The sequence below is a fragment of the Pseudomonas khorasanensis genome, from assembly GCF_014268505.2.
GTDB lineage: Bacteria > Pseudomonadota > Gammaproteobacteria > Pseudomonadales > Pseudomonadaceae > Aquipseudomonas > Aquipseudomonas khorasanensis.
Window position 1 is genome coordinate 267,572 of record NZ_JABWQP020000002.1, and the last position, 21,650, is coordinate 289,221.

Below are 21,650 nucleotides of genomic sequence, written 5' to 3' on the forward strand. Positions count from 1 at the left end.
GGGGGAAGGGAGCCGATCTCCGTGCTGTTCAAAACTTGAGTTCGCGTCGGTATTTCACGTCGGCGCAGCTCGAACTAACAACCCGGTCAGTCCCCTCTCCCTCTGGGAGAGGGTTAGGGTGAGGGGCTTCTGGCGGCATCAGTGGGCCACACTTTTGACGTCAATTTTCGAGCCCGAAAATCGATGGTCATTTAGCGACCGGGCCTCTAAAGTGGCATCCGGTCTGTAGAGTAGGACACTCGGTCAGCCTCCTATCGCACGGTGAGTCAACGATTGACCCATAACGCCATTCAACGCCTTTTGCTCAAACGCTTCGCCCTCGCTGCGGCCACCTACGGATTGGCTTTGCTGCTGCTGTGGCTGGCGTTTTTCACCGGGCATTACCAGCAATCCCTGAGTGGCGTGGCTATTGGCAGCGCTCTGGTTGTTATCAGCCAGGCGAGCCTTTTTGCGATGTTCTGGACGGGGCGCAACCAACGCTTCGCCGACCCCAGCCTGACCGAAGCGCAAGTGTTGATGGGGCTGGGTTGGCAGACCTGGCTGATCGCTCACGTCGACGAAGCGCGCGGCGCGTTCCTGGTGTTTTACGTGCTGATCCTGCTGTTCGGCCTGTTCCATCTCACCCGGCGCGTTTTCATCCGCTGCGCCTTGCTGGTGTTCTTCAGTTTTTCCGCGATTACGCTGTGGGACGCTTACCACTTCCGTCTGGCCGAGCCTGCGCTCGCAGCGTTGCAGGTGTGCATTCTGGCGATGGTGCTGGCGTGGCTGGTGCTGTATGCGCGTTTCGTTCAGGTGTCGCGGCAACGCCAGCGTCAGCGCCGCTTTGCACTGCAGGCGCATCAGGACACCTTGCGCGGGATGATGCGCCAGCTCGAAGACCTGGTCGCCACCGACGAGTTGACCGGGCTGTTCAATCGCCGGCATTTCCTGCGCATTGCCTCCCGCGAGCTGAATGCGCTGGACAGCGACGTGATGCACGGTCTGGCGTTGATCGATCTGGATCACTTCAAACGCATCAACGACCTGCACGGCCACGCCGCCGGCGATCAGGTGTTGCAGGCTTTTGCCGGTGTGGCTCAGGCCTGTCTGCGCGACGGCGATGTACTGGCGCGCTATGGTGGCGAGGAGTTCGTCGTGTTGGTGCCCGACTGCGATGCCGAGCGGCTGACGGCCTGCTGCGAGCGTTTGCGCATCGCCTTCACCGAGGTTGAGCTGATGGGCCTGCAAGTCAATAACTTGAGCCTGTCGGCCGGCATGACCCTGCTGGCCGTCGGCGATGATCTGGACGAGGCCCTGCAGCGCGCCGATCAGGCGCTGTACCGGGCCAAGCGTGACGGGCGTAATCGATGTGCGGCCGCATGGGAGAATGTCGATGCCTGAACTTCGCGTCGGTGATCGTCACTGGACAGTGGAGGCGGGCAGCAATCTGCTCGATGCTCTCAATCAGAACGGCGTCGCCGTGCCTTATAGCTGCCGTGCCGGCAGTTGCCACGCCTGTCTGGTGCAGTGCGTACAAGGTCTGCCTGCCGACAATCGCCCTGACGCCTTGAGTGCCGAGCAGCGTCAGCAGGGCTGGCGGTTGGCTTGCCAGTGCCAGTTAACCGAAGACTTGCAGGTGCATACCTTCGACCCGATGGCCGACGGGCGCCCGGCTGTGGTCGAAGCGCTGGACTGGCTCAGCGACAACGTCCTGCGTCTGCGCCTGACACCGCAACGGCCATTGCGCTACAGCGCCGGCCAGCATCTGGTGCTGTGGATCGATCACATCGCCCGGCCTTATTCGCTGGCGAGCCTGCCGCAAGAGGATCGATTCCTGGAATTTCACCTCGATTGCCGTCAGCCCGGCGAATTCATTGATGCCGCGCGAAAATTGCAGATAGGCGACCCGGTCCGTCTCGGCGAATTGCGCGGTGGCGCCTTGCATTACGACCCGGACTGGCAGGCCCGACCGCTGTGGCTACTGGCCGCCGGCACCGGACTGGGCCCTTTGTTTGGCGTGCTGCGCGAAGCCCTGCGTCAGGATCATCAAGGCGTCATCCGTGTCGTTCACCTGGCCGATGACGCTCGCGAACACTATCTGGCCAAACCCCTTGCCGCACTGGCTGCGCAGCGGGAAAACCTTAGCGTCGAGCTGTGGACAGCGGCCGAGTCAGCCGGCGCTTTGGCGCAACTGCGCCTTGTTTCCCGGCAAACCCTGGCCTTGGTCTGCGGCTCGACGGCCAGTGTTGATGCGTTCGCCAAGCGTCTGTACCTGGCTGGACTGCCGCGCAATCAACTGCTGGCCGACGTGTTTGTGAGCCGTGGTTGAGCGCTGGACTTTCTTCAGGTTTCGAAGTGTCCTGTGGCGAAGGAGCCTGCTCCCGCCGGGCTGCGCAGCGGCCCTGAAAGCTTGTGAGCGCTGCGCACTCAAGCGGGAGCAAGCTCCCTCGCCACAATGAATCTTCGCGAGCCCGACATCGTTGAGACACGCCATGACCGAGCCATCCTGCTGCAACGCGAGCGCGGTTTGCTGACCCTGCGCCTCAACCGCCCGGACAACAAAAAGCCCCGCCATTCACATGGCGGGGCTTTCGTTTTTCTGCAACCGGTCACTCAGACTTGCGGATCACCGACATGCAGGATCTTCATGCCGTTGGTGCCGCCGGTGGTGTGGTAGCTGTCGCCCTTGGTCAGGATGACCCAGTCGCCTTTTTCCACAACGCCGCGCTTGACCAGTTCGTCGATCGCTTTCTGGCTGACTTCGTGCGGTTCCAGCGAAGCCGGATCGAATGGTACGGTGTAGACGCCACGGAACATCGCGGCGCGCGCCTGGGTTTCGCGGTGTGGCGAGAACGCGTAGATCGGCACCGAAGAACGAATGCGCGACATGATCAGCGGGGTATAGCCGCTTTCGGTCAGGGCGATGATCGCTTTGACGCCCGGGAAGTGGTTGGCGGTGTACATGGTCGCCAGCGCAATGCTTTCGTCGCAGCGGGTGAATTCCTTGCCGATGCGGTGGCTCGAGGTCTTGCCGGTCGGGTGCTTTTCAGCGCCGACGCAGATGCGCGCCATTGCCTGCACGGCTTCGAGCGGATACAGACCGGCAGCGGACTCAGCGGAGAGCATCACAGCGTCGGTGTAGTCGAGCACGGCGTTGGCCACGTCGGACACTTCGGCGCGGGTCGGCATCGGGTTCTGGATCATCGACTCCATCATCTGGGTCGCGACGATCACTGCCTTGTTGTGGCGGCGTGCATGCAGAATGATTTTCTTCTGAATGCCCACCAGCTCGGCGTCGCCGATCTCCACACCCAGGTCGCCACGGGCAACCATGACAGCGTCAGAGGCCTTGATCAGGCCGTCGAGCGTTTCGTCATCGGCCACGGCTTCGGCGCGTTCGATCTTCGCCACCAGCCATGCAGTGCCGCCGGCTTCGTCGCGCAGTTGACGGGCGTATTCCATGTCAGCGGCGTCACGCGGGAAGGACACCGCGAGGTAGTCGACTTCCATCTCTGCAGCGAGCTTGATGTCCGCCTTGTCTTTTTCAGTCAGCGCCGGAGCGGTCAGGCCGCCGCCACGACGGTTGATGCCTTTGTGGTCGGACAGCGGGCCGCCGATGGTCACGGTGCAGTGCAGCGCATCGTCGGTTTGGGTATCGACGCGCATCACCACGCGGCCGTCGTCGAGCAGCAGCTCGTCGCCCACGCCGCAGTCCTTGACCAGATCCGGGTAGTCGATGCCGACCACTTGCTGGTTGCCTTCGGTCAACGGATGGCTGGTGGAGAAGGTGAACTTGTCACCGATCTTCAGCTCGATCTTCTTGTTGGCGAATTTGGCGATACGGATTTTCGGGCCTTGCAAGTCACCGAGCAGGGCGACAAAGCGGCCGTGCTTGGCAGCCAGGTCACGCACCAGCTTCGCGCGAGCCTTGTGCTCGTCGGGGGTGCCGTGGGAGAAGTTCAGACGGGCGACGTCCAGACCAGCCAGAATCAGCTGTTCGAGAACTTCCGGCGAGTTACTGGCCGGGCCAAGGGTAGCGACGATTTTGGTACGACGGACGGACATGCAAAGACTCCTGAGTTCAAGCGCATGCAGAGGCTACTATGCTCTGGGGGTGTAGTCATTGTTCGTTTGCACTACTTATCGTTTTCTTTATTGAACGTGGCAACTTTGGGACAAGCACGCCTGAAGATTTTCGACCAGGGGTCGATACAGAGCACAAGACAGGAGAACCCCCCATGCGATTGTTGCCCATTGCCGCCCTTGCCATCAGCGTCCTCGCCGCGACGGGCTGTACCCGTTGGTCGATGAACCATCATTTGAACAATGCCTACAGCGCTTATGAGCGGGGCAATTGCGAGCAGGTGATGCTCGAACTGTCCAAGGTCGAACGCGCCAGTCGCGCCCGCCCGTACGTGTGGCCGGAAGTGTCGATGATGCGCGGCCAGTGCCTGGAGCGGCAAAAGCTCTACATCGACGCGGTGCAGACTTACCAGTTCATCATCGCTTCGTACCCCAACAGCGAATACGCCTACCGCGCCCGCGCGCGTCTGGAAACCCTGCAGAGCCTTGGCCATTACCCGACCCGCAGCGCGGCGGCCGTCGTGCGTCCCACCCGTTTCTAATTGTTTTGTCCTACAAGTTCTGGATGCCTGTACAAGCTGAGCTATAGTCCAGTGAACTGGTTTTAGAGCCGAGTCTCTAACCGGGGCAACACCTGCGACTGGCAGTCGTCAAGTAACGGCGCAATAGCGACCGTCACACCGGAAGCGGGGAGAGCGTGCCTGTTGCACCGGCGCGTTCCGAAGCACAGCGGCTCTGTGACGGGGCCTTGCATGGCGAACTGCGCATGTTTACCGACCGCCGGATCCAACGGCATCAGTTGCCGTATTTCCTCAGAGTGTTCAACCGCGTCACCGACAAACCCATTGGTTTTCTGGGCAACGTGTCCGAGGACGGGTTGATGCTCATCAGCCCGCTACCGGTGATGATCGGAGTGGAATTCAATCTGCGTCTGAAAGTCCCCTGCAATGCAGGCGGCCAACAGTTGATCGATCTGGTCGCGTATTGTCTGTGGTGCCACGAGGACGCAACCCCCCACCACTTTGACGCCGGCTTCAGCCTGCAACGGGCACCGCCGGAGTATGGGCAATTGATCAGGGCATTGAAGCAGTACTTCAGTTTCCAGCCGCTGCCTGCTTCGGCCTGAAGGCTGCGGCGCTTTCACTGTTGCCATCGCAGGCAAGCCCGCTCCCACAGTTTCGATGGTGTTCACCTATTGTGTGTTCACCGAAGATCCCTGTGGGAGCGGGCTTGCCCGCGATGGCGTCAGACCAGACGGTCAGTGCTTAAAGGCCAGGCCGGCTTAATCGCCCGCTCGTTATCCAGCGACCGCTCCACCAGCATCGTGGAGCTTTTTTGAATCAAGGGTGGCGTAGGGGGAAACCGGGTCGGTTTCGGGTGGGGGATTGGGTGTGGCTTTGAACATGATCGTATTGCCTCTATTAGGGCTACCACCGACTCGCGACTAAACGAGGGGGTGGCGGCTGTACGCAGGTTAGTCGACCGGGAGGCATACGAATTACCGGCGCGCCCGAGGGCGCCCTGCGCACAGCCACCATCGAGTGCGGGGATAGGAATACCCGACTTGATGATGCTTATGCACCTTCGTATACCTACCGGGCGACTAAACCCGATCGCTGATTGGCAGCGACGCGGATCAAGTTACGGGGCAAAGCCAAGGTGCACAAGCCGGCGGATTCTGAGGGATGTGTAGGCAAGGCACAAGCATCGTAGCCGCCTTCTACCAATTGCAGGACGCAAGCGTAGGGGGCTGTGGGAAACGTTACCGTTCGTCTGGACTGTCAGATCTGACAGGTGCTTGAGAGTCAGGGATTGGCGTTCAATAACTCTAGGAGTATTGACTGCATCGCCACCCAGATCAACACGCACGGAGTGAGTCATGGATAAGAAAGATGATATTGAAATCGTTGAGCCTGACGAACTTTCGAAAGACTTGTCTGTCGTTGAAGAGAGCGTCAGACAAACCTATGTTGCTCCCTCCCAAGCTTCGGAGACATATGTTATTCGTGCCACGACTCCTGAGTATTCAGGTATATGGGCCGACCTCCAAGTGGAAACCTGGTGGAGTGATGAGGGTGCAAAATTTCATTGTTTTGCAAGGAGCTATCGCGCCGCGAACAATGGACGTACTAGCGGGAATATACACATGAAGTTCTCCACGGCCTTGGGAAGTTGGGGGTGGGTGGAATTAAATAATGACGATGCTAAACAAGATGAAAATTGGTATACCCTTAGTGACGGCGGTGAGATAGTTGCAAATGGAGCGGGTGCAACTGTTTTCTTTTCATTTATATATGATCGCGGTGTTGGTGGCGATCCCAATCTTACAGGGCAAAAAACAATATCGTTTGTCGTACCTGCTCCTTCAATCAATGTAATCCGGAACGTTAATAGTCGAACGTTTCCAGTATCCGGGGCGGGGGGGATATCTGGCGGTACGATCAATGTCCATAACAGCGGCGGCTATATGATAGCTCCAGCAGTCATTCAGCCAGATGGCAAGTGGACTGCGGTTGTTCCTATGTCAGGAAATTCCCTTGCTTTTCACGCCCTGCAGAACATAGGTAACACCTACTCTTTGAAATCCGCTACTTCGACGGTCTATCTGTCCGCCATTACTGGACCCGCTTCTAATTCCTATCTGGAACCTGGTGTTATCTTCAAGGGCATCGGCGCTCCCGGAACCACAATGAGAACGGTCAATGCTGACAACCATTATTTCAGTATGGCGCCAGACGTACGCGTATCGGAAGCGGGTACATGGGAAGCGCCCTATATCCCAGCCTCTCCATTACCCTCCGGCCCAGTATCGGTGGATTCCAAATTCATACTGGCGAGTTTTCCTGAAGGTTTTACAGCGCCTGTCACCTATAAAGTAGCGGGCGTTTTGGCCATTACCTCGCCTGCCGCCGATAGCATTCAGACCCACGCATTCACCGTTGCTGGTAATGGAGGTTTCAGCGGCGCGACTGTCAAGGTCTATATCGATCTGACACAAGACATTGTCGGTACAGATACCGTGGCGTCAGATGGCACCTGGAGTGCAAGTGTGACGGTCCCTCTGGGCCCTGTATCACTTGTGGCGACCCAAACATTCAGCGGGAACGAATCGGAACGTAGTACCCCTCGCGCCTTCAAAATCCGCCCACCGGCGCTGACCGGCGTCACCGACGACATTTTGTCCGCAACCAGCGTGAAGTTTTCCGGCTCGGGCCATGAGGGCGCATTTGTCGAGATCACCATCGTCAGCGGCCCCGCCGGAGCAGCGCCTCCAGTTGTGCAGGTGGTCAATGGCAAGTGGGAAACCACCGCGACAAACTGGCCCTTGGGCAACTACAGCCTTTCGGCCATACAAAAAGTGCCTGACAACAGCAACGGCTGGATCGCTTCGCCGGCGTATACGTTTCCCGTCAATCTGGTGCTCGGCCCACCCACGGGTGTGACGTATACCGCTGTCTATACACCGACATTTTCCGGCAGCGGCGTTAACGGAGCGACCATTGAGGTAACGGATCGTGGGTCCGGAGCCTTGGTGGCCGGGGCGGCTCCAGTGGTTAATCAGGCATGGTCGACCAAGGCTTACACTGAATGGGGCCCGACCAAGGCGCGGCCTGTCCGTGTGGTGCAGAAGTTGGGCGACACGGTTTCTGATCCTGTCGACCTGTTAGTGACGATTGCGCCGTTGGCGCCTGTCATCAACGATATTCCCCCGGGTGAAGTCTCTCCACTGATCGACGGGACCTGCTGGCCGGGGGCGGTCGTTAAACTCAAGTACAGTGACCAACCCGCCATTGAACATCTGGCTTCCGTTACCGGAGGGGTTTGGTCTTATCGCCGTACAGACCCGTTTACCCCGGAAAACTATACCGTCACGGTCACCCAGACCGCTGCGGATCAACTCTCGCCGCCAGCATCAAAAACGTTCACCGTTCTCAAGCCCATCCCCAAACCGACGATTGATCCTCTGGAGGCAGAAGTTGGCCGCGATCTGATCGTAACGGGTGGTAATGGTCTGAAAGACGCTACCCTGCAGTTGCGCGACGCGCAGTTCGACAGGCCATTAGGCCAACCCAAGTTGTTGACCAGCGATGGCCCATGGTCAATCGAACTCAAGACGCTCGAGTTTCGGCATTACACCATCGACGCCCAACAGAGCTTGGACGGTCGCCAGTCCCTGCGCAGCGAACCAGTGTCTTCGATCGTCGTGCTGTTGCCGCCAACATTTGAAGTGCCGCAGCCTGGCAGCGATCTGCCGCGCACCTCGCAACTGTCAGGCACCGGCATGCCGAGAGGACGGGTCGAGGTCTGGCTAGTGGGCGCGACCGAGCCTCTGCTGAAGGATATTGCTGTGAGTGCCGGCGGTCGCTGGGAAGCTGAAGTGACCTTGCCGATTGGCGTGACCACGATCCGGGCCAAGCAATTCTTCGAAGTCCAGACCTCCAGGGACAGCCCGCTGCTGACCTATAACGTTGTCCCTGCCGCACCGTTCATTGAGACCCCGACCGTGGACGAGCACATCGGCCCGCGTGTGGTGGTCTCGGGCTTCGGCGTGCCGGGTGACACAGTAACGGTGAAACTGGGCGAGAGCCCGCTGGGAAGCAGCCCGGTGCTGGAGGATCGCACCTGGTCGGTGACGGTGACGCTCGATCATCCCGGCGGCGTGTGCGGCTTGGTGGTGGCGGCATCGAGCGGTGACTTCGAGTCATCCGCGTCCGCGCGATCGGTTGTACTGGGAACGTATCTGCCCTCCATCGATGTGCCGGCGGCGGGACGTTGGGTCAACAACCCGGTCGTGTTCGAAGGTTTGGGAAGGCAGGGTGTCGGGCAGGTTGTGAGTTGGTACAACCCCGATGTGAAATGGTCGGCGAACCTTCCCGTTGGCGCTGGCGGTTGGCAGGGAGAAGCCATACAGCCGCTGCCCGGTGGCGGTCACTGGGGCCGATTCAAGCAAACCATCACTGATGGCGCGGGCGCGGCGACGGTTTCCGACTGGGTTGAAAGCGAACGCTTTGAAGGCCCTGCACCTGCCTCAAACTGATATCTGTCTTCCGATGAATGGTCGTGTCTACTGTTAGTTATGACAGTAGACATCGCCCCCCTGCAGGCTCAGATTCAATCACACAACTAGTGGCCCCCGACAGCCGTGTTCTCTGTTCGAACACGCTCGTCGATTCAAGGAAATTGACCATGGATGACCTGGTGATCCGCCCCACTCAACACCTTTTTCAGCAGGTATTCAGCGAGGAGCAACGCACCTCCTATGCTGGCTTAAATGCTTACATCGAGGCGGGTGGCTCGATCTTTCCTCTGGTGGAAAAGGGTGTGCAGGGCTTGGTGAAGGATTTCAGCATCAGTCCGGATGACGCCCGGCAGTTTTTGCGGCGGGCCAACAGCATGGCCATTTATGTGCGGCGCCAGTTCATTGAACATAGCCTGCGCAGTGATAATACCGAGGGGGCAGGGCCGAGCAGCGGTTTGCTGGCGATGGTTCAAGGCCCCAATTTTGAGCGCCTGTTCAGTCCCGACTTCGACAGTGCTTGCCCGCCGCAGGCTCTTGAGTCTCTGGCTTCGCCAGTGGCGTATCTGATTGAGCTGATGAGGTGGATCGACCAGCGCATCGAGTCTGCGCCAACCGATATTCTCAGACTGCCACTGCATGATCGCCGCACAGACCTGAAGCCACTGTTGGTCGACTTCAATGCGGTGCATCAATCTGTGTCATCGGTCGACATCATTGTTTCGGTGCTGGAAAAGTTTATCAAGAAGCATGCGCCTTCAGTTGAACTCGAACAGGCGATGATCGAGGCGCGGTATCCCAATGGGCTTCCTTACTACCAGCATTGGGTCACGCTGGATGGCGTCGCCCGTCACCACGGTCTGTCCGTGGGCAATTTCGCGCACATGGTGGATCTCTCCTTTCCCTATTTTCTTCAGGATCAGGCCTGGGACGACGATGCGGGTCGCGCGCTGGCGCATGCGTCGCGGCTGGGGCCTTATCAGCGGCAGTTGCTGACGGTGCCTGCCGCAACGATCGGGGACCGCGAAGATTTTTATTGGCTGAACTTCGGTGCCGATAAGCTTTCATGGCAGAACCTCAACCAAGTGCCGTTCTTCGGTGAGCGAACCAAACTCGACACTCCAGGGCTTGAGGCTTTGTTGTCCGTTCGTGGCTTCGCGCCCGTGCGCTCCGCCAACGTAGAGTACCCGACAGCGGTGCCAACAGAACCGGAAAGCGGGCGTTCCGGTTCGGTTTACCTCAACGCTAATACCCATCCTGCTGTCAGTATTACAGGCAGCGGAGGCTCTTCGTTTTTGCACAGATTGTCCGCAAGTCCAGATGATGCCTCGGGGCTCGCCCGATACGACCGGATGAACCGCAAGTTGCGTCTGGATCAATGGCTGGAGCTGCCCAGCGAGCAGGTGGATGCGTTGTTGGTGGCGGCCATCAAAGCTGAAGTGCGCAGCGGCGCGGAGGCCAATCTGTGGTGGATTACCGAAAAAACTATGCATGCACTGGGGCTGTTTCAGTCACTGCGCGAACGCTACGGCTGCACAGCGGCGGACTTTGCCGTGTTTCTCGACGAGTTGTCGCTCTACGGTCGCGGTGAAGCGCTCTCGCAATTCGATCAAGTGTTCAATGACCGCGGAAAATACCCGGATCCGTTCAAACTCGATTCAGGAGAGTTTCCGGTCTCGCCTGAACAGGGCGCTTTCGACTTGACGGTTTCCCAGCTGTGCAGTGCGCTGGCGATTGATCCGGAAACCTATCACTACCTGGCAGTGGCGATTGCCGCCGCGCATGACATCAAGAATGGCAAGCTGCTGCGTAACGCGGCGATCATTTCCAGTTTCTACCGTTTGGTGAAACTGCCGCGCCTGTTGGGCATCACGCCGGTCGAAGGGGTGGTGATGCTGAGGCTGCTGGGCGGTGAAACGTGGGTCAATGGCCTGGCGGGTGTGCCCAAAATCCATCCGGCACGCGTCAAGACCCCGGACGTGTTGAACTTGATCTACGCCCTGCATTCGTGTGTGGGCTGGTGCAGCGACCGCAACATTGAGGTGTTGTGGATGTTGCAGCACGTCGCGCCGCCGCAGACCCTGGCCGCCTCGGACATTGACAAGCGATTGTTTGAACAAGTGCTCAATCTTTTGCCCGCCGCGCTGTTCACCAACTCGGCGTTACTGGCGGCGGGCGTACCCGAACTGCCGGGGCAGAGTTGGCTGGATCTGCTGACGGTTCTGGTTGATCGCGATGGTCTGGTCGTGTCCCATGCGGGCACCGACGCAGACTACCTGATCCATGCACGCGCACAACTCGATAAGGCTGTGATAGACGGCCTCGGCGATAAATACGAGCTGGAGCGCCCGGCCATTGTCGAGAAGATGCTCGGTGTGCTGCTGCGGGCCAAAGATGCACAGGTCTCGGTGGTCAAGGAGTGCCTCGCGGTGTATGCCGGGGTCGACGCCGAGCAGGCGCTGCAAGTGCTGATGTGGGCCAAGGGAACGGTCCAGCAGTTTTTGCGGCAGGTGCTCAAACGCGCGGTGACGGGTGTCGATGGGTCCGTGAGGGGGCGCAACGAGGAGCCTGATCCGCTGCTCGCGCTGCTGGCCGATGTGCGCCGGCGCAGTGCAGTGGTAGCGGAGCTTGAGCTCAGCGCAGTGCTGTTGCAGGACTATCTGGCTTATGGCCACGGGGCCTGGATCGATCAAGAAGATCTAGAAGAGAAATACGATAAATACGCCTTTAACATGCACGCGCTTTATTACCTGACCTCACTCACCCGCGCGTTTGAACTGAGCAAGCAACCGGCGCAAAAATTTCTCGATTACCTGCGTGAGGTCAATGCACTGCCTCAAGATCTGTCAGGGGCCGCGCTGCGATTGGCCCAGCAGGTGGCGTCGATCAGGTTGGCCGAGTTTTTTGACTGGAGCGTGCAAGAGGTACGTGAATGCGTTAACCGCATTGATCCGCTCAAGATTCTGAAAAACCTGAAGCAACTGGATCTGTTGATGCGCATTCGCGTGCTGGCAAAACACACCGGCATGGATGCCTTGACGATTTTCCTCATAGGCAATTTGCCGGAGGCCGTAGACAAACCGGCGTACAAGGAGGCCGCCGAGCTTGCATTGCTGAGCCTGTCCGAATCCGCTGCGCCGCTGGTGAATTTCAGCGAGGACCTGAAGCAGCTCGTCACCCTGACCTGTGTCGTGGATAACACTGAGGTGGTGGCCAACAAGCCAGGGGAAAAAATTACCTTTACCGTCACCCTCACCGACAGCGGGGGAACGCCGTTGAGCGGTGTCAATGTTTACTGGAGTGCCACATTGGGCAGCATTGCCACGGTGGCTACGGAGATGGATGGCACGGTGAAGGCCGAGTTCATACCCGGCAGCGTCATGGGTACGGACACTCCGCTGTTCTGGCTGGATCTGTTTGATGCGGAGTCCGCACCCACCATCAACGTCGTCGCCGACGCTTTGACCTTGCAATTTCCGCCACCGCTGATGGCGCGGGTGCCATTGGGACCAGTGGCGTACGGTCAGGAAATCGAACTCTACGCCACGCTCCGGGATGACTATGGAAACCTGGGTAAAGACAGCCTCGTGCGCTGGCAATACGAGGCGATGGACCCCGGCGACGAGGAACCTTTGTTGATCGTCCGGCCAGCGCAGAGCCAAACCAACCAGGATGGCTTCACGCACGTGTTCATCTCAAGCCTTACCGGCGGGACATTCGAGATCAATGTCTTTACCGAGGCCGGTGAATCGTCCTCCTTTTTTGAATACATCACTTTTGCAGGTCCGGAGGATAAATGATCATGGCATTCAACAATATGACTGGCCTGCTGGAAAAACGCCGTGCCGCCCTGATCGAATACAGCCTCGGGCAAATTGGCAAAAGTGGCGTGACTCCCAAGTACGGTTTCCTGAGAACCCCGGCGGATTTGTTCGAATTGCTGCGCATGGACCCGCTGGACAGTTATCCGGTTCAGAGTTCCTGGGTTGCCGAAGCGACGAGCTGCGCTCAACAGTTTATTCATGCCGCCTACCGCAAACTGGAACCGGGCTATGAAAAAGTCAAATTCGACAAGGAGGATCTGGCCACCTGGGAGCTCTACAGCAACTACCCGGATTGGGCTGCGCTGCAACTGATCGCGCTTTATCCGGAAAACTTCATCAACCCCTTTGTGCGGCAGCGCAAGACCAGCCTGTTCAAAACCCTTGAAAACAACCTCAACCAGACACGCTTGAACAGCGATTCGGTGCAGGCGGCCCTGCGGGAATACCTGCAGACGTTCGAGCAGACCTGCAACCTGGACGTGATCAGCAGCTACATGGACGGGGCCTCGCCCGCGCGCGCCGATTATTACTTTGTCGGTCGCCAGCGGGTGCCACCCTTCCAGTACTTCTGGCGCAAAGTCGCGGCAGAACTCTCGCCCGGTTGCACAGCGATTAATCCGGCGGCGTGGAGTGAGTGGCAGCCGGTGGACATTCCCACTGGCGTGAAGGTCTTGGACATTCGACCGGTTTTCTGGAATGGACGGTTGTGCCTTGTATGGGCCCAGTGGCAGGACAAGGTGGAAAGCGAGAGCGGCGAAAGCTTGCCGCACCGGCTGGATATCAACTTGGCGTTCATGGGCCAGAACGGCCAGTGGTTGGCACCGCTGAGCCTGCACAGTTCCAACCAGGATGAAGACCTTTCCCAAGGAGCTCGGCTGGTGGCGACCGTTTGGGCTGATCATCACAACCCCAGGGGCAAGCTCGGAGTGCTATTGACCAATGGGACTGACGTACTAAAGGTATTTGCGGTGCGCGATGTGCTGTTCCGTGCCCTGATCGATGACGGTGGCTGGCTGGACCATGCGGCGGTCCACCGATTTGTCTCGGTAAATACGATTCAGCATCCGCTGATGAATCAGCCGACCATGGACACTTCCGTCGAAACTACCGGCAACTTGACGGATTACCTGGATTTGCAGGCCGTGGTGTTTCGTGTCGGTGGCGATGACAAGCTGTTCGTTCAGGGTGTGCTAAGGCCCGCAGGTCTGGCTGGCAGTGCTGAATTCGAACTGAAGTTGATTAACCGCACCGAGCCCGATCCGCAGCCGCTTAAAATCACCCAACCGAATGCGGGTGGCTGGAGTACCCCGTGGCTCGAGTTTACCCGCACAGCAGGTTCATGGGGGGCGGCGAATTTTTCGTTCGGGTCCGTCGCGGGGGGGCGCAAGGCGTTTGAATTGACGATCGCGAACGTCACCGCGTTCACCCCGGCATCGCTGCACAAAAACACCTTGAATGCGGCGCAGTTTCTCTCCCTGAACCAGTCAGGTCTGGAGCTTAAGTTCACCCGTCTGAACTCGCTGTTCGGCCCCGAGCTGGTGCAACGCTCCAATATTTCCGTCGATGCCGTACTGGATTGGGATACGCAGTTTCTGCCGGAGCCGCGTCCGAGTACCGCTGCAATCGATGAACCGAACGGTTCATTCAACGGCGCCAACGGCCTGTTTTTCTGGGAGCTGTTTTTTCATTTGCCACACTTGGTGGCCGCACGCTTGCGCGCCGAGGACCGTTTTCTGGAAGCGCAGAAGTGGTTGCATTACCTGTTCGATCCCCAAGCGCCAGCGGACGAACCTCCCCTGCCGAATTCAAAACCCTTGTACTGGCGCTGCCGGCCTTTGAATGGCCCCGGTAATTCGGGCTGTGAAGCCGAGGCGCCGACTGATCCCGACGCCATCGGCTATTCGGCGCCCCGGCATTTTCAGATTCTGGTATTCACGGAATACGTCACCAACCTGCTGAACTGGGGCGACTGGTACTATCGCCAACTGACCCGTGACAGCCTGGTGGCCGCCAAGCTTTGTTATGTGCAGGCCGAGTTTCTGATGGGCAAGGCGCCGACAGTGCGAACGGTGAACCGTTGGGAAACGGACACGGTGGCCAGTCTTATGAGCAGGGCCATTTCGCGGCCGGCGCTGGAACAGTTCGAACAAACCCTCGCATTCAGCCTGGCGGACTTCCCTGCCGCTGCCGAAGCACCACCACTGCTTGGGTTGTTGGCAAACGAACCCTTCAAACAACCGATCAATGAGCAGTTGCTCGGGTTGTACGCCTTGCCCGGCCAGCGTCTGCATAACTTGCGCAACAACCTCACCCTGGACGGCAGGCCGCTGGACATTCCCCTGTTCAGCCCGCCAACGGACCCCAACCAGTTGCTGCGCGATCTGGCGGCCGGGGGCGTCGGTGCCCCAAGACCCATGGGCGGGCGACTGGTGGTCAGTGCTTTCCGTTGGCGGGTGACGTTCGAGGCGGCATTGCGGGCAGTGCAAACCCTGCAGGATTACGGCAATCAGGTGCTGCGTTTGCTCGAGCAACGGGACCGGGCCGAACAGGAGGAAATGCAGCAAAACCATCTGGTGGAATTGGGTATCTACGCCCAGACCGTGCAGGAACAAAGCATCTCTCAGTTGCAAGCGAGCAAGACCGCGCTGGAACAGAGTCGGGCGGTGGCGCAGGAGCGGGCCGAGGCCTATGCGCGGCGTTATGACGAAAATGTGTCGGCGGTTGAATACGAGGTCATGGAGAGTCTGCAATTTTCCAAGACACTGCTATGGACCTCGGCGGGCATCAAGCCCGTGGGGGGGGGGCTTGCCGCGCTTCCCAATCTTTTTGGCATGGCCAACGGTGGGCATCGCCTCGACAAAACATTCGACGCGATTTGTTACGGTTTGGAGGTCGCCTCGTCAGTGTTGCAACTGGACGCGGATAAACAGGCCACCACCGAGGGCTACCGTCGTCGCCGCGAAGAATGGCGGCTGCAACGCGATCAGGCATTGGCGGAAGTCCGGGCAATCGATGTGCAAATCACCGCACAGTCCCATGCCGTGCAAGCGGCCCAGACCAGCCTGGAGCAAACCCTCAGGGCCAACAGTCAGGCGTTGACGGTTTACAACTTCATCAAAAAGCGCGCCTCCAATGCCGAACTGTTCGGCTGGTTGCTGGGTCAGCTCAAGGCGTTGCACTACCAGGCCTACGATGCAGTCGTCAGTTTGTGCCTCAACGCCCAGGCTTCGCTGGCCGCTGAAACCGGCGATTACGACGCGCAAATTCCCTTGCCCCAGGTCTGGCTGGACAACCGCCACGGCCTGACGGCAGGCGAGCACCTGCGCGGGTATTTGCTGCGCATGGAGCGTGAATACCTGCAGCGCCATGAGCGACGGCTGGAACTGGTCAAAACCGTTTCCCTGCGCCAGCTGTTTGAAGACGAAGTCGATCCGCAGACAGGCGTCAACAGCTGGGCAGCGGCGCTGGAACAGTTGCAGAACCGAGGCACTCTGGAATTCAAGCTGACCCAGCTGCTGTTCGATCGTGATTATCCGGGGCATTACTGCCGGCAAATCAGCTCGGTGGAGGTCGATCTGCCAGTGCTGACCGGGCCTTTCGAAAATGTGCGGGCCACTTTGCTGCAAGTCAGCAGCATGACGGCAACCAAGGCGTCGGCCCGGTCAGTGATCTATTTGCATGCTCCAGACGGTGCCGTGGCCCCTCCCGACGTTCAGGTCAACCTGCGCAGCGGTCAGCAAATAGCCTTGTCCATGGGGATTGCCGACAACGGCATGACGGCGATCAAACCTGATGAAGGTTTGCTCAACCCCTTCGAAAACACCGGGGTGGTGTCGCGCTGGATGTTGAATTTTCCACGGCCGAAAAAAGCGTCACAGCCGGCGATACTTGGATCTTTGACGGACATCATCGTGCGCATTCGTTACACGGCCAAAGCCGGCGACCCGACCTTCACGCGAGCCATCGAAGATCTGGTGAGCGAAGCCGAAATGCCACTTCTGGACGCAACCGTCAAAGGAGTAAAGCATCATGACTAAACCAATCATCCTGGCCAATGAAAGTCTGGTGCTCAATGGCGATTTTGAGCAGTCGTTAACTCACTGGAAGAAGGGTCCGCTTAATCCAGCGTATCTGGGCACCAAGCAGGAATCCTATGAAGGCGTGCCGATTCGCTTTCTGAACGCCGGCAATGAATCTTCCGTCAGTCAGCCGCTATTGGTTCCGAAGAATCCGGGCGCAACAGCTCGATACGTTCTCAGTTTCCTGTGCGAAGTGCGGCATACCCTGGCGGGCACTTTGGTCGTCAGTATCGATGGGCAACCGGATAACAAGTTGATAATCGAGTTGACGCCGGGCCCGCCACGCGATCTAAAGAAAGACGAGGCGCGACGCAAGCGCGGTCAGCCGCTGGTGTTCGTGCCGAACGTATACGAGTGTCCCCTGGACCTGCCATTCACCGATCAGGACACGCTCACGGTCCGTGTGAACAGTCCGAAAAATGATCCTGGCGACTACACCTCGGCAGTCTGCATCACCCGCATCAAGCTCCACTTGCATCTGGAGCCAGTGGTAATGCAAACCCTGAAGCTTGATCAAGAAACATTGCCGGCAACAGGACCTTTGCATCTGTGCCTGGGGGCAACGGCATCCCTGTTTCATTCGCTTGCATTCGTGCCCGAACCGGACAACGCTTGGCTGGGCACCCAGGCAGCCTTGACCATCCACGACAACCCACAGGGGGCCGTTGTCGCAACACCGGCCTGGGAGATTAATCAACCGGTGGACTTGCCCTGGACACTCGACTGCCCATTGATCGGGGATGAGGAGCCCTACCTGTTCTCGATGAACCTGCTTAACCAGTTCACCGCTGAACCTTACCCGGTGCAGGTGTCGCTCGGTCATCATCGGCTGGTATTCAGTGAGGTGCTCGAGGCGGCTTACTACCCTGTGCTTGAATACGGCCAGAGTGTGCGTCTGGGGGTTCAGGTCGCTTCGTATTACAACGGGCAGCCGTTGAGTGGGCGGACGGTGAACTGGACGCTCAAGAATCAACAGGTAAAAGGGGCTGCTGTTACCAACGAAGCAGGCTGGGCGTACTTTGACTATCCGTCGACGCAGGCCGGCGATTTCGATATCGAGGCGTCGGTCGAAAGCCTGTACTACGCCGCTCGCGTCGTGACTCAAACCTTGGTGGTCCGGGTGTTGGCCACCGATCCCTGGAAAGACGTACTGGCGGTCGTCGAGGATATTGAGGCACGTTGGGAAGAAAAAACCGGTTACCCCAATCGGGGTTCGGATTATCCCGTCAATTTGAAACTGCCAGCAGCCAGTCCGTTGCAGGGGACGGAGCTGTCATTGCATTGGAGCGGTGATTCCCCTGAGCAACTGGGCGTTGCTGTCAGCCCCGCGCTTGAGGCTCCCGTACCGGTTAACGGCGTCGCGCTTGCGTGGAATTTGAAGAGCGAGGATCGTCTTGACGGCCGGTTCAATCTGCAACTTGTCTGCTCGAAACTGCTCCTGCCTTCACTGAAAAAAACCATGTCGCTGGCGCGCAACCTGGTCAAGATCGGCGAGGTACGAGAAGCCAACAAGTTTCCGGTGGTGGACGAAAGCGAACGCGTGCTGTTGCGGGTGCAAGTGGTGCACTTCATTGTCAGTGGTAACGGTGATCCGGTCGTCAATGCCCTGGTCGAGTGGACTGTTCCCGATGGCCCGTCGACCATCGCCAGAACGGGCATGGGCGGCTGGGCGAGTGTGCTGTACACACCGAAAAGCGCAGGGGACAAGGTTGTCACTGCCAGGATCAAGGCCCATGCCGAGGCTGTCGCGGTGGAGCAACCTTTCAAAGTGCAACCGATTGCAACCAGCCCCTGGAAAAGTGAGGTCAAAATCCTTCTGGACGGGGTGGAAGTCGAGCGCAATACGATCGGCGTGCTCTGCCGGCGCGGCCAGATACATACCCTGAAAGTCGAGCCGGTTACTGGCAGCGCCTGGATCGGCAAAAACATCAGTTTGCATTGGCGAGGCGTCGCTCCAGACATCGGACTGGTGCCCAGTGACCTTGCAACACCCAAGCCCCTAGTGGCAGCCGGTGTGGAATGGAAACTCGTCTCACAGACGGATACCAGCATCAGCAGTCTGTTTGAGCTGGAGCTACGCCTTGCGAGCGTTACACCCGTTCGGGAGCTGTCGGGGCGATTGGTGTCGGTGGATCTGACGGAAGAAGTCAGCCTGAGGCTTGATCAGATACCGGCAGCGCTGGATGCTCAGACGCTCTATCCGTGCCTGGGTGCGCTTCACCGCTTTAGCGTATTGCCCAATGCACTCAGCCCGTTGGTAGGGCTGGAGTCATCGCTGACGTGGTCGGGAACGTCCGCTGAGGAGCTGGGTGCAACGGTTCAACCCGCTTTTAATCTTGCGCAGCCGATCAATGACGGTGGCGCGACTTGGACGCTCGACTTTACCGCCAGTCAGCAATCGGGCCAGTTTGCCCTGGCGTGGGCACTGCCTCAGTTGGGTTTCGTCGGTGTCGCCAAGCCGATGGCATTGGCGCATAACAAGCTCAGGATTGAAGCGTGGCGAGAATCTCCGGTGGATCCGGTCGTGGGGCAGGATCCGGCCTGGCTATGGGTTCGGGTGTTCTCGCATTACACCGGGCTGGCGGTCAATGGAGTTCCAGTGACTTGGACGGCGGGGGAGTCAAGCGAGGTGCTCACCGATGCCAAAGGCTGGTCCGGTTTGCCTGTTGCGCCGGCAATCGCTGGCCCACAGGCGGTGAAGGCGTTGGTGATCAGTGCATACGACGGCTATGAAGATGCACGCTCTTTGGAGGTTACGGCACTGGCGAGCGATCCTTGGGCTGGCTTGATGGTCAAATTTGACGGCGCAACGGCTCAACCCTGGGGTGAAAAGACCTACTTTCCGCGCCGCAAGGGTGAACACACGTTCGAGCTGTTGGCCGCCGAGAACAGTCCTTTATTTGATCGTGAACTGACACTTGGCATGACTGGCACCGGACCGGCTGAACTCGGCATCAAGTTTGTGCCTGACGCCTTAGGGGTAGCGCGCGAGTTTTATAACGTGGGATTGCTGTACACATTCAAGACCGGCGATCTGAAAGATGGAAGTTTTGCCTTGCGCCTGGCGTCGCAGCGATTGGCGAGCTTGTCCCCGGCGAACGCGATGTCGTTGGGTGAGGGTTCGCAGGTGATGAGCATCATATGGGATAGCCGTACTTTTCAGACCGTGGATTGGGAGCAGGAACTTGTAGAAGGAGTCACCGTGATATCGACCATTACAGGCAAGCCAATGGCCGGTGTGCCCGTGACCTGGCGCAGTCCTGATATTGGGGTTGTGACGTCGGTGACAGACTTTTACGGGGTGGCGCAAATGCGCTTTGTTCCGAGTACCCCCGGAGCGGCTGAGCTAACTGCAACGGTGGGGGATGGGGAATCGGTAGCGTCGTCGTATTTCTTGAATGAGCCGCGGGAAATAGCGGCGCTCACCAGTCCGAAGCCGAATGGTCAGGTGGGTGAGCGGGTTTCAGCGGTCGTTAACGTGGTATCGGCCATGACCGGCGAGCCTTTGCAAGACGTTGAGGTGATGTGGGATTACCCTGACCGGGTGCTTGCCCCGACAAAAACAGATGCTGAAGGGAACGCCCGGGTGGAGTTCAGAATGCCGGGTATCAGAATAGGTCTTTTGGAAGCTACCGTGCTGGGTGGGTATGCTGGATGGGAGGTGAAAAGTATAGAGTTTAAGTTGGTGCCAAATTTGTCTGCGTTTACTACTTCTTCTACTTGGTTGCAGGAATTCACCCCTTATGTAGGTGAAAAGAAAGTTAGGTGGCCTGACCTGATGCTAAATTTAGTCGCGGGAGATAGTTGCATATTTATGCTGGACTATGAGTACAGTTGGTTGATCGGCGATCCAGATGCCTTTCTCACTTTGGAATACAAGCCGGGCGCAGAGGGGCAAGGTCTGGTTTTTGATCCGCCCTTAGGGCAACTCTGTGAGATGGCTGAAGGGACCACATTCTTGAGTTGGTCTATCACTACTGACCAGGCACATAGCGGTCCTGTTATATTGCAATTTGGAATTCCCGGTATTGCGGAGATATCGAAGTCGCCTCCAGTGCCGGGGGAGATGATTAATATCGCCCAAGAAGTGGATGTTACGTTCGACCAGTTTCCGGTTACCTTCGAAAAAGGGGCTGCGGCCTATCCCTGCCATGGGGCAACCCACACGATTACTGTGCTGCCAAAACCTTCCAGCCGGCTACTGAACAAGCCTCTACAGTTGCTTTGGAACGGCGGGACCACTGAAAGCCTCGGGGTGGTGGTGAGACCTTCGTTGGAAGGCAAGCAAACACTGACGGAGGAAGGGGTGACGTGGGAACTGGATTGCCTCACCACTTCCAATAAAGGGGAGTTTTTCTTGCAACTGATTGTAGATGGCTATTTGGGATTATCTCAGAAGCTAAATATGTCGTTAGGACATAACTTGGTGACGGCTACACGTTGGACGTCGGGGCCATTTGGGGTAGGTGATGGTTATTATTTGTCTAATATTCTCGCTACCTCCTTTTACTTGGGGGTGCCCGCAAGTGGAGTTCAGGTAAGCGCCGAGAATAGTGCTTATAGTGGGTACACTGGTGCAAATGGCACCGATTCCGCACTAAGTACGCTGAGGTTGAAAATAGTTAATCGATATGATGGAAGCGTTGTCTGACTTCAAATTCTGGTTCA

At 58.2% G+C, this 21,650-nt stretch carries 9 protein-coding genes and 1 pseudogene; 8 read left to right on the forward strand and 2 right to left on the reverse strand.

What is annotated here, in order from left to right:
* Window positions 1-273: 273 nt before the first annotated feature.
* Together HU727_RS07335 and HU727_RS07340 are read left to right on the forward strand one after the other, a co-directional pair.
* Entirely contained in the window at window positions 274-1,380 is a 1,107-nt protein-coding gene (locus tag HU727_RS07335) for a GGDEF domain-containing protein (protein ID WP_186530082.1), read from the forward strand.
* On the forward strand, window positions 1,373-2,308 hold the full coding sequence (locus HU727_RS07340; RefSeq protein ID WP_186530080.1) for an iron-sulfur-binding ferredoxin reductase: 936 nt from the start codon (window positions 1,373-1,375) through the stop codon (window positions 2,306-2,308). The genes HU727_RS07335 and HU727_RS07340 overlap by 8 nt, the downstream gene beginning before the upstream one ends.
* 284 nt (window positions 2,309-2,592) lie before the next feature.
* Here HU727_RS07340 and pyk read toward each other — a convergent pair whose 3' ends face one another.
* Window positions 2,593-4,044, reverse strand: coding sequence for a pyruvate kinase (pyk, locus tag HU727_RS07345; RefSeq protein WP_122589649.1), 1,452 nt, complete (start codon window positions 4,042-4,044; stop codon window positions 2,593-2,595).
* A gap of 173 nt (window positions 4,045-4,217) precedes the next feature.
* On the opposite strand from pyk, the gene HU727_RS07350 reads away from it, so the two are divergent.
* Together HU727_RS07350 and HU727_RS07355 are read left to right on the forward strand one after the other, a co-directional pair.
* A complete protein-coding gene (locus HU727_RS07350) occupies window positions 4,218-4,604 on the forward strand; it encodes a tetratricopeptide repeat protein (protein ID WP_186530078.1) in 387 nt (128 codons plus the stop codon).
* A gap of 224 nt (window positions 4,605-4,828) precedes the next feature.
* Window positions 4,829-5,188, forward strand: coding sequence for a PilZ domain-containing protein (locus HU727_RS07355; protein WP_186530076.1), 360 nt, complete (start codon window positions 4,829-4,831; stop codon window positions 5,186-5,188).
* Window positions 5,189-5,380: 192 nt separating this feature from the next.
* Here the strand turns inward: HU727_RS07355 and HU727_RS26020 are convergent.
* Window positions 5,381-5,467: pseudogene (locus tag HU727_RS26020) on the reverse strand (DUF6124 family protein); the annotation flags it as partial.
* A gap of 474 nt (window positions 5,468-5,941) precedes the next feature.
* Here HU727_RS26020 and HU727_RS25690 point away from each other — a divergent pair.
* The 4 genes from HU727_RS25690 (at window position 5,942) to HU727_RS07375 (ending at window position 21,633) form a co-directional block, all read left to right on the forward strand.
* The gene (locus HU727_RS25690; protein ID WP_225919808.1) at window positions 5,942-9,100 is read left to right on the forward strand and encodes a hypothetical protein; all 3,159 of its coding nucleotides are present in this window, start codon (window positions 5,942-5,944) and stop codon (window positions 9,098-9,100) included.
* Window positions 9,101-9,249: 149 nt separating this feature from the next.
* Window positions 9,250-12,879 carry a Tc toxin subunit A gene (locus tag HU727_RS07365; protein ID WP_186530074.1) on the forward strand — a complete coding sequence of 1,210 codons (3,630 nt, stop codon included), beginning with the start codon at window positions 9,250-9,252 and terminating at the stop codon, window positions 12,877-12,879.
* A gap of 2 nt (window positions 12,880-12,881) precedes the next feature.
* Window positions 12,882-16,940 carry a Tc toxin subunit A-related protein gene (locus tag HU727_RS07370; protein ID WP_186530072.1) on the forward strand — a complete coding sequence of 1,353 codons (4,059 nt, stop codon included), beginning with the start codon at window positions 12,882-12,884 and terminating at the stop codon, window positions 16,938-16,940.
* Complete coding sequence (locus HU727_RS07375; RefSeq protein WP_225919809.1) at window positions 16,933-21,633, forward strand: Ig-like domain-containing protein; 4,701 nt, start codon at window positions 16,933-16,935, stop codon at window positions 21,631-21,633. The genes HU727_RS07370 and HU727_RS07375 overlap by 8 nt, the downstream gene beginning before the upstream one ends.
* Window positions 21,634-21,650 lie beyond the last annotated feature (17 nt).